Genomic DNA, 13754 nt, shown 5'->3' on the forward strand with positions numbered 1-13754 from the left:
ATTAGAAATGCAACAGCCTCTATTTACTGAAAGAAGCAGTCCAATAATCAGATTAACTTAATCCCATCTTCTGCCTCTTCTTTAAGATATGGGCTTCTATATCATTTGCTACCTGCACCGGATCATCTCCAAGGGCAATTTTCCCTCCCGTAAGACTTTCCACATCCTCTGTCACAAGTTTTACCAGATCAGGTGCACCTGTGATAAACGGTGTTGGCGACAGATGGGTATATGCTCCATATGCAACTGCAAAGATACCGTCTATGGTAGCTTTTTGTTCCATCCATTCCGGAGCTGTCACAGCAATTGGTAAATCTGAAATATCTACATCCAAATGATCTGCTAATGCTGTAACTAACATTGATATCCTACCTGTGTCTGTACAAGTACCAAAGCTCAATACCGGTGGAATTCCAAGTGCTTTACATACTCCTTTTAGCCCTTCACCAGCTTCATTGGCTGCATCCAGACTGCACATGCCCGCAACTTCTAAACCATGGTTACCACATCCGCCGGCAACTACAAGTATGTCCTTTTTTATCAGCTGCTTCGTAAGATTCACTGTATTCCAATCCTGGGGGCCATTGCGAAGTGTACTGCAATTTGCTAATGCTACCACTCCTTTGATCTGTCCGCTTGCAATAACATCCACTAAATTATTAAGATCATTTCCTATTGCCTTTAAAACAGCTTCTGTTGAAAATCCGGCAATCGCCTTTCTCTTGTGTTTTGGAACCATTGGTTTTATATTATCATGTCTCTTCTTAAAATTTTCTATTGCAATATTAATGCACTGTTCTGCCATCTCTTCAGCTTTCCCCGGATAATATGGCATCTCATGATCTGCACCCGGTACCCCAATAATTGTACTTACACTAACAAGAGCAACTTGATATTTTTCCGCATATTGATCAATTGCCGGCGGAGAACAGTTTTCCTCCATGACAAGGGCATCCACAGTACCGGTTGCAAGGAATGGCTCTATAGCTAACCAGTTACCCATCAATCCAACAAATACATCATCCACTTCAAATCTTTGAAGCATCTCCTGACCAGTTTCAATGGAACCTACAATATGGATTCCCTTTGCTCCTGCCTGTCTGGCTAAATCCTGATATTCCTTCATTTTGGCTTTTTGTAAAGTTGCTACACCGATCCATGGCTGATGTCCATTAAAAGCAATATTTACATAATCGGGGTCCATAATACCCAGATCAACATCTACTTCATGAGGCATTGGAGTTCCAAACAGGATATCCTGAGTCATTTCTAATCCAATTTGTGCAGTATAGATTGTAGACAATCCCAATCGCAGTGCTTTTTTTGCTAAGGATACATAATCACCATCCACATTGGTCAAACAACTTGCGATGGAAAGTTCTACTTCATGTTGAACACCAGAAGGATTTATGTGCAGATCCTTCCATAATGGAATCCTTTTCTTAGGGGCAAACGCTTTAACCATGACACTTTCCTGATCCGGATTAATTTTCATCTCTCTGTCAAGGAGTTCTGCTAATTGTATCGCCATCTGATTAATACTCTGCTTTGTATCAATACCTGTTTGTTCACACATCCATTTTAGTTTGTCCTCATCTGTTATTTTAAAAGTTGTCTTCCCTTCACCGGTAGCTTTTAATGTTCGAAAGGCTTCGTATGCATGATGGGCATAGGTTGCCGCACCCATAATATTTCGCATAAGCAGGTTTCTCATTGCCATGGCATCCGGTCCAATACCACAGACTCCTTTAAAAGCTTGTGCCTTCTCGCTGATTCTGCAGGGCCCTTGAGTACATAGCTGACAACTAAGCCCTTCCAAACAAAACTTACATCGAATCTTCTCCTGATCTTCCCATCTGGAAAATACACTGGAAAGTCCGTCCTTTTTAATACGAATAAGCATTTCTTCTACTGAATCGTGATAACTTACACGTCCCTCAAGTTTTTCTAAAATTGTCTCTGCCATAATAACCTCCGTTTATCATTTATTCTTTTTTAATATGTCCATTCATATAATTTAAATGCAAAATTTCCCTTAAATAAATTCAACTAACTTTTCTCTTTCTCTCTCTTTGTAAGTTCATCTGAAATCTCCATGGATAACTGTTCTCTATTTTGCTTATAAAGTCCTTGCATTTTCTCCTTATGAGCTGTCCTGTATCTCAAAATAAGATAGATGACCCCATATATTCCCGTCATAACAATTCCTGCTATAAAGCCAGAACTCTGACCGGGAACTAATGGCATGGAAAAAATTGATATCAGTAAGCATATTAAAACAATGAGAGATGTATAAGGATAGCCGCACATCTGGCACTTTCCATCTGAAGGGAATCCATTCTTTTTACGATACCTGATATGGGTGGCAACAATTACTGTATAAGCAAATAAAAGAGAAAATCCACCTGAACTAATTAAGAAAATATAAACCTCAGGAAGCAATAACCCAAATCCAAGAGCTAAAAGCATTGCAAATCCTGAAAATAAAATCCCCCTAAACGGAATATCCGTTTTCTCCTTTAACCATACAGGAGCCTGTCCCACTTCTGCCAAAGACCGCATCATTCTTCCCAGCCCAAACATAGCTGCCAGCATAGTAGAAAGAATCGCTGTGATTAATACAATGTTAATTGCTGTTCCGGCCCACCCCATTCCCCAACGGTTTAAAGCTGCTACCATTGGGCTTGTATCATCTGTAAGTGTTGCTGTTGGAATGAGGGGAAGTAATAAACCAATTGACAAAACATAGAATCCAACAAGACAAAAAACAGTATATCGAATTGCTTTAGGTACTGTTTCCGATGGATTATCTGTTTCGGATGCTGCCAATCCGATCACTTCAAAACCTGCATAAGAAAACATAACAAGAAGCATACTCCCTGCAATTCCTCCAATCCCTCCTGGAATGAAAGAACGGTTTGATAATTCGCCTGCTCCTATTCCTTTGGTTCCGGGAATACCTCCAGTGATCAATAGTATGGCTATTATAATGAATATAAAAATTGCCAATATTTTTACAGCCGCCAGACCACTTTCCAATTTACTTAGTTTATCTGCACCTAATAAATTAAGCAGCGTTACTCCGACTATAATGAAACTTCCCAGGACTGCAATTGATATTCCCGGAGACCATTGACGTATCAATATAGAAACCGCTGTTGCCTCACTTGACATGGCTAATACCATACCCGTCCAGTATACCCATCCTACGACAAATCCCACACCAGGACCATATGCCTCTGTTGCATAAGTTCGAAAAGATCCTGCTGTCGGGTTGTGTACTGTCATCTCAGACAAGGCATAAAGGATAAAATAAACTAATACTCCTCCAATAATAAAAGATAATAAAATGGAGGGGCCTGCTGCTCTGATAGCTACAGATGAGCCCAGAAAAAAAGAACCACCTATTACAGTCCCTAATGCCATCATCGTTAGCTGCCAAGCTGACAAACCTTTCGAATGTTTCCCTTTGTTTTTATTCTCCATAATCGTTCCTATTTCCCTTATCGATAATATTTTTAAATATTATTCCTAAATTGAGAAAATATATTCCATCGAATCTGCCTGGTGTATGACGATAAAAATTCCCTCGAAATTATAATAATCGAGGGAATTTTAATTTATTTTTGTTTTTTAGCTGAATTCGTAGTTGTATTCTGAGTAGATGTCTTATTGGATGTCTGTTTCTTTTTTGGTGCCTTTTTTGGATTTTTATCTCCCATTAGATCACTTCCTTCTATAGAAATTTATCAGATGACCAGCGGCGCTTCCTTCAAAACTTGTATTGCCGCTTGACCTCAATACTTATATTGTATAGTCAATTATAAACCAAGTCAAATAATAATTAAATTTCTTTGCGATATTATTTTGAATTATTCGACAATTTATGTTGACTTTTCGTGCTATCCAATTTGATTTTTAATTATTGCATTTACAGTATTTAAGTATTTCTAAATACTGTAGCCAGAATATAGGAAATACTATTATAAATAATTAAATTTTATTTTTTCATTTGAGACATTTCATTCTTTTAATTTGTATTATTAGTGAAAGGGGGAATGAACATGGTATATAATGGCGCCATAAACCCATTAGAACAACTTATTAAGACCTATTCCAATATGCTGTTAAAGATTGCCTTCACCTATGTTAAAAATACAGCGGATGCAGAGGATATCGTACAAGATGTTTTTGTAAAGGTATTTGAAAAGAATCCGGATTTTACCAGTGAAGAACATAGAAAAGCATGGTTGATAAGATCTACTATAAACAAAGCAAAAAACTATTTAAGCTCTTCTATATTTCGAAAGAACGTTCCATTAGATGAAGAATTAAGCTACTTGCCAAAAGAAGAGAGCAGCGTGCTTGGAGCAGTTATGAATTTGCCGGCAAAATACCGGCTTGTAATCCATCTATACTATTATGAGGGGTATTCAGCAGAAGAAATTGCTTTGACATTGGGAAAGAGGTCTTCAACGATCCGGACCCAGTTACAGCGGGGAAGAGCATTACTAAAACAAGAGTTAAAAGGAGAATGGTAATATGAAAAAAGATATTTATAAAAAAAGTATGGATCATATAAGATTCAACACTAATTTTGAAGAAGAAGTAATAAGGTATTGTGAAAATAAAAATTCAAAAAAAGAGAGGATATTGATGAAAAGATTTATTCCTGTTGCAGGTGCTTTAGCTGCAATCCTTTGTCTTATTGCAGTGAATAACATATTTATCAAGGCCCCCGCAAATATTCCAAATAACGTAAACACAGATTCAAGTATAAATGAATTAAATGCACTTTATGTCAAAAATTTTACATTGAATAATCACCAGGCTGAGTATAAACTTTTAACTGAAAATGAAGCAAAATCATTGGATTTTTCAACAACAAAAGGGAAGTTATTAACAGAGACTACAGATGGAATGAAAGTATATCAAATTGCAGATAGAAATGATCTGGTCTATATTCTGATCAACGATGAACTATATCAATTCTTCCGATTCACAGGGGAAGATGGAAACTATGGATTTTCCGATATTTTATCAATTTATGGAATTCAGAATCCAGATGATATAAAAGAAGTTATTGTAAAATCATCTAATCCTGATGAATCAATAAAAGATATCTTATTGACAGATGCAGATATAGAAATGTTCTATAATCAATTATTAACGATGAAATCATTAAAAGAAGAGGAATTTTCAAAACAGATTGAAGATAGTGGCTATCAATTTGTTCCGGGGGATGAATTTAAAGAAAGAACAGTACAAATTCTTACATCATCCGGAGAAACTTTAGTATTAAATTATAATCCATTGAACAAGTATTTAACTCAGGGAGGCTATGCTTTCTTTGACAAACTGGAAGATAATTTTAATAGCTGGCTGATAAAAACTGCTGAAATTGATATAAGCGCTGATTATAGTAATAAGATCATAGATCAGAATATGGAAGGAGAGGCCGCCTCAAAAATCCTTGAATGGGTAAATACAAATGGATATCCTGATTATTATGCAGGTGTATATTTAAATGATAATGGAAAAGTTGTAGTATTATTGACTGATGATTCTGCTACAAATAAGGATGAAATCAGAAAAATTGCTTCCAGTACAGATATAATATTCCAAAAGGCAATTCATTCCTATAATTACTTAACTGAGATTCAAAACAAAATCAGTGAAAAAATGCAAAATGGAGAATTCTCTTTCATCTCTTCTTCGGGAATTATGGAAGATAAAAACTATATTGAAGTAGGTATTGTATCCGCAAGTGACAGTGAGATCGATGAATTATTAAAACTGGACCCTACCGGTTCTGCGATTAAAGTAGTTGATTCTGGAAACTTAAGTATCTATTAATTATTATAGTCAAAGAAGGGGCTACGTTTCATTACTTCGTTCGTAGTCCCTTCTTTTTATTCTGTCAATTACGATGATTAATCAGATAATTATTTTTGTACTTCTTGTTTTCCTGTTACCTTTGATTCTGCATCCATTTTGAAACCAGTTTTTGCATCATCACTGTTGAAATAAATGTTACCATCCACTGTTGCATCAACTAATTGAAAATCTTTGGTCTCAACATATAAATCGCCCTTAAATGTTCCATGCTGGATACTTGCTGCTGGACTTTTAATTGTTAATTTAGGAGCAGTTAATGTAAATCTATTGGTTACTGTCCGATCTTCATCCTGGGTGTAAAGGGCTATTTTACGTTGAATCTCATCTTTATTATTCTTAAAATCTCCTTCAAGAACAAGATCTTTATTAAAGCTTAAATCTTTTAAAGCACATATGATCCAGGTTCCATCAGTTCCCAGCGCTTTCTCAAAATCTTCTTCTTTATTTACGATAGAAGCTGTTGTTGTTGCATCTGTTTCTTCATCATTTGCATCATCGGTAGTATCATCAGCAACATCATCGGTGGTATCATCCGTAGCATCATCCGTATCTTCAGTGGTATCTTCGTTCGTATCTGGAGTAGTGCCATCCTTATTATTACATCCTACAAATGCAAATAAAGATGAAATTAATAACGTTAATAAAAACAATCTTTTAATTTTCATAATATTCCTCCTAATTAAGTTAAACTTTGTATTTAGTATTAGCAGGATTATTTTTATTATTCAAATGTAATTTAGAGTTACTCTATTGTTTATGTAAATTTTTATTTTAAAATTTTCTTTAATAAAAACTAATTATCACATTTTACTGAATTTTGCTTCATGGCAGCAATCATTACTGTTATAGCATAACCAATTATGAATATTCCTGCTATGATCCATATTCCGGAAAATTTCAAATATGTAATTGAGAAACTTGAAAATACAGATGCACACATTGCACCCAGTTGAAAAATCAATGAATTTAATGAAAGGATACTTGCTCTTAAATTACCTGGTACTATCTTATTAATTAAAGTACTTTCTACTACATTACTGGTACCAAACAACATATAAACAGCAACATACCAAAATACAAATTTAACTTCATTTTGTGAAATACCAAATAATATAATGCAGGCACCAAGATTGAAACGACAGATATTATATATCTTCCACCACTTGTTTTTAAATTTAATTAATAAAATATTAGAAATAGTATTTCCAATTGTAATTGCCATAAACCCGAAAAAAGTTATGATTCCTAAAAGCCAGGTGCCATTATTAGTAATATATAATTCTCTAAATGCTGGCTGCCAGTATGTTTCTACAGTCATTATCATAAATCCAGATAAAAAAACTCCCCCTAAGATCAGTTTGAATTTAGAAGAAGAATGAACCATTGCTCCTCCCTTTTTTAAATGTTCCCGTAATGGTATTCTTTGTTTCATTTCTTTACTCCCGTCTTCCTTTACAATCATTAGGCATAACAGAAATAAGATAGTCAAAAATAATAATTTTGCAATAATACTGGCAATATAATCACCACTTATCTGGGCAATAAATCCTCCCATAATACCGCCAAAAGCAAGCCCCCATCCTTCTAATAATGCAATGCGGGTAGTAATTTTAGATAAATGTCCATCCCCTTGTTTCTTAAGAGTCTGATCTATAAACAAGGCATCCAGGCTTCCCGAAGCAAATGCACGGCCTAAACCATTAAAAATCATTGCAAGAACTAAATAGGAAAAATTTGTGGCTAATAATATACATAAAAAAGATATAAATTGAAGAAAACAGGAAATTAAAAAAACCACTTTTCGGCCAAGTAAATCGGCACATATACCACTAGGTAATTCAAAACTTAATAAAGTAATTGAATAGACAATCAATAAAATCGGTAATGTTTGTATATCTGCCCCTTTTTCCAAGAGAATCAAATTGTGGAGCGGTACTAATAATCCCAATGTGAAACTATTAGTAAACAGAATTATTTGTTGTATTTTATCCATTTCCTCCCCTTCCTGTGTTGTAAAGTATGACCGCATATTCCCAGGAAGAGGTCTTTGGGGATGGTTTTTGATGGCTATCAATATATTCTGTTATCAGATCTATTAATTCATCGGATTCTTTCTCATTAAGGTGAATTACTCCTGTCATAATGTCTCCCCATTTTTTTATATGCTGATAATTTTTCTCTTCTGTAGCATCAAGCCGTTCTTTCATTGAAGTTCTAAATCCATCATACACTCTTGCTATGGAATCCTGTATTAAAACTTCTCTTTGTGATCCACTCTCATCCTCATATTCCAAACCTATCTGAACCGTTACAAGGGCAGGTCTGTAATAGCTGGCTTTGATTCCGCGGATCATCTCTTGATGATCCAATTCAATTACATCGATAGCTAATAGCTTCTTTATATGATGTTGTACTCCGGATGCAGAGATCTGTAATTTATCGGCTAACATCTTGGGAGTCATTGGAGTATTAGAAAGGTTTAATTGACGCAGTATTTGCTGACGGGTAGGATTCATATATATATTCAATTTTTCCTTCGTATTAAGTTTAATGACTTTCACAATATTCCTCCGTATCTATTATATACTATTTACATTACATATATTATAACATTACACATTACGTAATGTAAAGTGAAAAATAAAGTGACTGTTGCAAAATATAAGAACATCTGTATAGTAAGAAGACCTTTATATTTCATAGATAATTTGTGCGATGTATGTGCGAAAAGCGGCAAGATAGAGAATGCCGCTGCCTTTCGCGCGACGGAGCACAAATTTCTAGAAATATAAAAGTCTTCTAATTTCAGACAACTGTATTTTGCAACAGCCCCCTTATTGGTCTGGATTCATCGTCGAAAACGAGTATAGTGATATAGCGCCAACTCATTAGCTGCAGCCTTCCCTGTCTGTAAAGACCCCTGCATCCAGCCATGCTTATTGGATATATGTTCTCCTGCAAAATAAACTCTCTGTTCAAATTCCGGTTGTTTCATAATATAGGCAAAAGTCCGTTTTTGCCCTGGTAATGTATATGCCAAGGCTCCTCTTAAATATGGTTCATTATACCATGCAACTGTCTTATAATCAGCAATAATAGAATTTAAATATCCCCTAGGCAGACCATGTACTTCCTCCACATTCTGCTTTATGAACTCAAACCGCCTCACTTCTTCCATATTAGCTACCCTGTTTGCATTCTGGTTTAAATTATATGATGCAAGTAATACTCCCGGCTCTTCTGGCGAACATGCTCCTTCCCACATACATAAATTATGGTCTGGTGGATAAATGATAGATTGAATAGGTAAATCCGTAAATGAGATTCCTCCGATCATATTGCCAAATGGCGTATCCATTTCCCAAAAACGCTGATTACAAAGAAAATTTGTTTTCATTGCATTGATATAATTTAATTCTAAAATAGACTGCATTTTAATATTACTAAAATATGGTTTGATTTCCACAGTTCTTAACGAAGAAAACGGGATACAGCATATTATATAATCATATACCTCCAGGGTGTCTTTTCCATTTGGCTCAGTATTATATCTTAACGTAACTTTTCCATTGTTTGTTTTAAAAATTCCATTCACATAATGCCCTGCCCTGTATTCCACCGTTCCCAACATGTCCGTTGGAATACTATAGTATTGCTCTAAATCTTCTGCAGTAAAAGAATTATAAAATGCTAAAGGTAAATTAGTATTGCCTCCATCCATTTGATAGGTATTTATGAAATCCATCGTATATTCCTGCTGAAGGACCTCATCATAACTTATATCCAATGTAGCGCCATTGGGAGAATTTATTCCAGAGATCAAACTGATAGCTTCCTGACTTAAATCCAGATACTCAAGAGCTTCCCTGATGGACATATACATCAGTGCTTCAATTTCCTGAGAGTATACGGTAAGAATACTTAATAACTCCAGCCTTACATTCGGAGCCATCTGTTCTAATATATAATTAAATGCATAATCATGCAATTCCGGCCACGGAGTATTTCTCTCTCTCTCTGTTAAATTAAATAAAGGATATAATATATCTTGAACAGATTCTGTCGTTCTTAATCTTGTATTATGTACATAATAGAAATTATTACGTCTTGGAGACGTCAAAGAACGAGTCCCCAGATTGAATAAATTAATATAATGCCATGTAGTTTCATGAGAAACAGGAAACCTCATTGCGCCAAATTCTCCATAATATTTTCTTTCACTATCAAAATAATGAGTATAAACTCTCCCGCCTATTCTCTCCATATTTGCTTCATGAATTGTAATTTGAGCACCAAGTTTTCTTAATTCATAGGCTGCGGTTAAACCTGCAAGACCACCTCCAATGATGCCGATACGGATTCCACGTAATTCTCCAAGCGGAGCAATAAATTTTATATCATCCGGTGGTCTTAGTGCATTAATAATATTCTCATAATCTTCCGATCTACCAACAGCAGATAAAGATTCTCTTAACATTTCATGTCTTTGCTCATCCGTAGGATTAGGGACTAGATTCAAAGGAATATCCATTTGTCAATACCTTTCATATTTACTACTGTAGTAATATATTAATTGAAAAATTAAAATATATCACATTGGGATGAATTTCCATTTTTTATAATTTAGGTGGCACTCTATAGCCTATCAATTCCTCCAATTTATAACCGTATTGTAATAATTTCTGATCATTTTGGGCAGTTACTATGATTCCATAGGGCATTCCATCATTATATAATCCATGTGGTATTGACAGAATCGGTAATCCAGTATATTGCAAAATGAGATTTTCCTGAAACAGTATACAAATATCTATTCCATCCAAGAGTTCCTTCATTATTCTTTTTTTCTCTTCCCGGTCCATTAATAACTCTTTGTATTCAGTTTCACTTAAGTCACCTTTCGTCTTTTCCTCTGCTTCCAATAAAAGTGTCTGACCATATTTCAATGCTTTCTCCCCATGAGCATTATTAAATTTTATAATATCCCTTAAAGAACGAATAGGAAACTCCTTCCTCACATTTTCAAAATATCTATTCAATGAATATTTGAACTCATATTTACCAATACCCTTTAAATTATTTTTTGGTACAGTGGGTAATTTTATCCTCACTATTTTACCTCCCAGATTTTCTAATTCCTTTAAGATATTTAATGATTTCTTCTCTTCTTCCCCAGTAAGGTTATTAAGGGAGTTGTCATCTATACCTATAACCCAATTTTTTAAGTTTCCTTCCTTGGGCTGTATTTTTATATTGGTAAGCTCTGAAAATAATAGAATAGAATCCATAATCGTACGTGTCATTGGACCTACTGTATCCAGCGTAAAGCTGACAGGTAGAATTCCATTGGTACTAAGTATCCCGGCGGATGGGCAAAATCCAACAATTCCATTGGCAATTGCAGGTGAAATAATAGAACCCGAGGTATCTGTACCTAAAGATGCCCCACATAAATTTGCAGTTACAGAAACTGCAGAGCCTGTACTGGATCCAGAGGGGGATTTTGTCTTATTATACGGAGAAGCTACCATACCTCCTCTGGAACTGTAACCAGGCGGCATTCCTTTTGTCATATAATTAGCCAATTCTGTCATATTGGTTTTTCCGAGGATAACAGCACCTTTTTCTCGAAGTACCTTCACTACATCTGCATCTTTACTGGCTTTAAGATCAGCCAGTGCTAATGCTCCTGCAGAAGTATGCATTTTATCTCCTGTATCAATATTATCTTTTATTAATATAGGTACTCCATACAATGGACTTGTATATTCTGATTTGTGTTCTTCCAGATACCTGGCAATATCCGTTATATCCGGATTAATTTCTAAAACACTATTTAATTTGTTTTCTCCTTGGTCATAATAAGTAATATTATTAAGATATTCATCAACAAGTTCCTGAACGGATATTTTATTTTGTTCATACATCTCTTTTATATTTGTTATTGAAATTTCATTTATATTCACAAAAATACCTCTTTTACTCATATATTCACAAAATAGTATATTAATTAATAAAAAAAATATCCTGGATTTATCAACTAACTTTTAGCAACATAAAATTTTTAAACTATGGGCATTCTATTTTTGGAGGTGATTTTATGATAGTACGAGATATAATGTCTAAAAATATTACTTGGGTAAATGAACACGATACTGTTGAGAAAGCCGCAGAACTAATGAAAAGTTGTGATTGCGGTTGTATTCCTGTTTGTAATGAAGATAAATTAATAGGTGTTGTAACTGATCGGGATATTGCTTTAAGATCCGTTGCAGAAGGTCAGAGTCCTCATCAGAGGGTTCGGGATGTCATGTCAAAAGACCTTGTAATTGGAAGTCCTGAAATGAATGTAAATGATGCGGTAAAAATTATGGGCGAAAAACAGATTCGCCGTCTGCCAATTGTAGAGAATGACAGCCTTGTTGGAATTGTCGCCTTAGGGGACATCTCACTGGAGCCTGTTTTACAAGATAATGCAGAAGATGCTCTTAAAAATATTTCAAAACCATAAGTGGTAAATATTTTATAAAACTGAACGAAAAAAGGATGAGGTATCATAAAATACCTCATCCTTTACATTTGAAATAATATAAATTTTATTTATTCATTCCAGTATAAATATAGATTGCATCTCTTAAGAATTCTGCTGTTCCAGGCTGTTCTTTATCATAATATGCAGTAAATCTTTCATCATCCACATACATCTGGGCAAGGCCGGCGTGAGCCTCTTTGCTATAAGCAGGCCATGTAAATCCCAACCATTCGTGATGCAGTCTGGCTGCTTTTTGTGCCAGTTTCCCTGCGGGATCTCCCGTTGCAAAAGCTTCTTTTAGAGTTTCATGTAATTCCTTACTGACTTCTTCCATCTTTTGATATTCTTCTTCTGTCATGTTCATAAGTTTCGCATTGGATTTTTCTACAGTTTCCTCACCATATTTGTCTCTGATCTCTTTACCATATTTCTTCTCATTGTCATCTATCATTTTCTTCTTAAAGCCTTCGAATTTTTCTTTATTACTCATATTCGTTCTCCCTTCTGTCTCTGCTATTGTTTTTTCCACATTAGCAATTAAGATATTGATTTGTTCTCTTTTTTCCAGGAGTTTTTCACGATGTTCTCTAAGTGCTTCTGCTCCATTAAAATTCGGCGAAGTCATAATATCTTTTATACTTTCCAGATTTACACCTAATTCCCTATAGAACAATATTTGTTGTAACCTATTCACTTCATGCTGACCATAGATCCGATATCCTGATGAATTGATTCTTGCCGGCTTAAGAATTCCTATTTCATCATAATATCTTAATGTTCTGGTACTGACTCCTGCCAGTTTTCCTAGCTTTTGCACTGTATATTCCATGTGTTTCCCTCCTTGCATAATCAATATACACCTTGACGTAACGTGAATGTCAACAGGTATTTTAAATAATTTTTTATTTTTTTTAAAATTACCTTGCATTATTAAGTAATTTAATATATACTCATTTATACAAAGTACTTAATATTTTTAAGTACTTAAAGGAGGGACAAATTTGAATAAAGAAATGTTAAAAGGTACCATTGATATTCTTATCCTTAGTGTTTTAAAGGAAAAGGATAATTACGGATATGAGATTTCCAGGACCATAAAGCTTAAAACAGAAGGAGCTTTTGAGATTCTGGAAGCAACTCTATATTTATCTTTAAAAAGATTGGAAAAACAAGATGCGATCACTTCTTATTGGGGCGACGAATCCAATGGGGGAAGGAGAAAATATTATAAGATCACGGACCAAGGAAAAGATGTTCTGATTAATTCTATCCATGACTGGAAGGAAACTGTCCAAATCGTTGAAAAATTCATTTAGGAGGATGT

12 protein-coding genes are annotated in these 13754 nt (G+C 34.8%); 4 read left to right on the top strand and 8 right to left on the bottom strand.

The window, feature by feature from the left end:
* Nucleotides 1-52 precede the first annotated feature (52 nt).
* Both cooS and EDD66_RS12560 read right to left on the bottom strand, forming a co-directional pair.
* Entirely contained in the window at nucleotides 53-1966 is a 1914-nt protein-coding gene (cooS, locus tag EDD66_RS12555; protein WP_123609937.1) for an anaerobic carbon-monoxide dehydrogenase catalytic subunit, read from the bottom strand.
* An 83-nt stretch (nucleotides 1967-2049) separates the two neighbouring features.
* Nucleotides 2050-3486: an amino acid permease gene (locus EDD66_RS12560; protein ID WP_123609938.1), complete on the bottom strand. Its 1437-nt coding sequence runs from the start codon at nucleotides 3484-3486 to the stop codon at nucleotides 2050-2052.
* A 578-nt stretch (nucleotides 3487-4064) separates the two neighbouring features.
* Here EDD66_RS12560 and EDD66_RS12565 point away from each other — a divergent pair.
* Nucleotides 4065-4541, top strand: a complete 477-nt coding sequence (locus EDD66_RS12565; protein ID WP_123609939.1) for an RNA polymerase sigma factor — start codon at nucleotides 4065-4067, stop codon at nucleotides 4539-4541.
* 1 nt (nucleotide 4542) lies between these two features.
* Entirely contained in the window at nucleotides 4543-5856 is a 1314-nt protein-coding gene (locus tag EDD66_RS12570; protein WP_123609940.1) for a hypothetical protein, read from the top strand.
* A gap of 89 nt (nucleotides 5857-5945) precedes the next feature.
* Here EDD66_RS12570 and EDD66_RS12575 read toward each other — a convergent pair whose 3' ends face one another.
* The 5 genes from EDD66_RS12575 to EDD66_RS12595 all read right to left on the bottom strand — a co-directional run bounded on the left by EDD66_RS12575 (nucleotide 5946) and on the right by EDD66_RS12595 (nucleotide 11864).
* On the bottom strand, nucleotides 5946-6563 hold the full coding sequence (locus EDD66_RS12575; protein ID WP_123609941.1) for a hypothetical protein: 618 nt from the start codon (nucleotides 6561-6563) through the stop codon (nucleotides 5946-5948).
* A gap of 128 nt (nucleotides 6564-6691) precedes the next feature.
* Nucleotides 6692-7891: an MFS transporter gene (locus EDD66_RS12580; RefSeq protein WP_170164347.1), complete on the bottom strand. Its 1200-nt coding sequence runs from the start codon at nucleotides 7889-7891 to the stop codon at nucleotides 6692-6694.
* On the bottom strand, nucleotides 7884-8459 hold the full coding sequence (locus tag EDD66_RS12585) for a helix-turn-helix domain-containing protein (protein WP_123609943.1): 576 nt from the start codon (nucleotides 8457-8459) through the stop codon (nucleotides 7884-7886). The genes EDD66_RS12580 and EDD66_RS12585 overlap by 8 nt, the downstream gene beginning before the upstream one ends.
* Nucleotides 8460-8746: 287 nt before the next feature.
* The gene (locus EDD66_RS12590) at nucleotides 8747-10429 is read right to left on the bottom strand and encodes a flavin monoamine oxidase family protein (protein ID WP_123609944.1); all 1683 of its coding nucleotides are present in this window, start codon (nucleotides 10427-10429) and stop codon (nucleotides 8747-8749) included.
* Nucleotides 10430-10514: 85 nt separating this feature from the next.
* The gene (locus tag EDD66_RS12595) at nucleotides 10515-11864 is read right to left on the bottom strand and encodes an amidase family protein (RefSeq protein ID WP_170164348.1); all 1350 of its coding nucleotides are present in this window, start codon (nucleotides 11862-11864) and stop codon (nucleotides 10515-10517) included.
* Nucleotides 11865-11998: 134 nt separating this feature from the next.
* Between EDD66_RS12595 and EDD66_RS12600 the strand changes: the two genes are divergently transcribed.
* Nucleotides 11999-12409 (top strand): CBS domain-containing protein, encoded by a 411-nt coding sequence (locus EDD66_RS12600; RefSeq protein WP_123609946.1) that lies wholly within the window; start codon nucleotides 11999-12001, stop codon nucleotides 12407-12409.
* Between the two features lie 85 nt (nucleotides 12410-12494).
* On the opposite strand, the gene EDD66_RS12605 is transcribed toward EDD66_RS12600, so the two are convergent.
* Complete coding sequence (locus tag EDD66_RS12605) at nucleotides 12495-13259, bottom strand: MerR family transcriptional regulator (RefSeq protein ID WP_123609947.1); 765 nt, start codon at nucleotides 13257-13259, stop codon at nucleotides 12495-12497.
* Between the two features lie 172 nt (nucleotides 13260-13431).
* On the opposite strand from EDD66_RS12605, the gene EDD66_RS12610 reads away from it, so the two are divergent.
* Nucleotides 13432-13746: a PadR family transcriptional regulator gene (locus tag EDD66_RS12610; RefSeq protein WP_123609948.1), complete on the top strand. Its 315-nt coding sequence runs from the start codon at nucleotides 13432-13434 to the stop codon at nucleotides 13744-13746.
* Nucleotides 13747-13754 lie beyond the last annotated feature (8 nt).

This window comes from Mobilisporobacter senegalensis, from assembly GCF_003752155.1.
Lineage (GTDB): Bacteria > Bacillota > Clostridia > Lachnospirales > Lachnospiraceae > Mobilisporobacter > Mobilisporobacter senegalensis.

Excerpts from the sequence above, each read along its gene's own strand:
- EDD66_RS12590 (WP_123609944.1), bottom strand. The coding sequence starts at position 10,429 with ATGGATATTCCTTTGAATCTAGTCCCTAATCCTACGGATGAGCAAAGA.
- EDD66_RS12600 (WP_123609946.1), top strand. The coding sequence starts at position 11,999 with ATGATAGTACGAGATATAATGTCTAAAAATATTACTTGGGTAAATGAA.
- EDD66_RS12575 (WP_123609941.1), bottom strand. The coding sequence starts at position 6,563 with ATGAAAATTAAAAGATTGTTTTTATTAACGTTATTAATTTCATCTTTA.
- EDD66_RS12580 (WP_170164347.1), bottom strand. The coding sequence starts at position 7,891 with ATGGATAAAATACAACAAATAATTCTGTTTACTAATAGTTTCACATTG.
- EDD66_RS12605 (WP_123609947.1), bottom strand. The coding sequence starts at position 13,259 with ATGGAATATACAGTGCAAAAGCTAGGAAAACTGGCAGGAGTCAGTACC.
- EDD66_RS12560 (WP_123609938.1), bottom strand. The coding sequence starts at position 3,486 with ATGGAGAATAAAAACAAAGGGAAACATTCGAAAGGTTTGTCAGCTTGG.
- EDD66_RS12565 (WP_123609939.1), top strand. The coding sequence starts at position 4,065 with ATGGTATATAATGGCGCCATAAACCCATTAGAACAACTTATTAAGACC.
- EDD66_RS12570 (WP_123609940.1), top strand. The coding sequence starts at position 4,543 with ATGAAAAAAGATATTTATAAAAAAAGTATGGATCATATAAGATTCAAC.
- cooS (WP_123609937.1), bottom strand. The coding sequence starts at position 1,966 with ATGGCAGAGACAATTTTAGAAAAACTTGAGGGACGTGTAAGTTATCAC.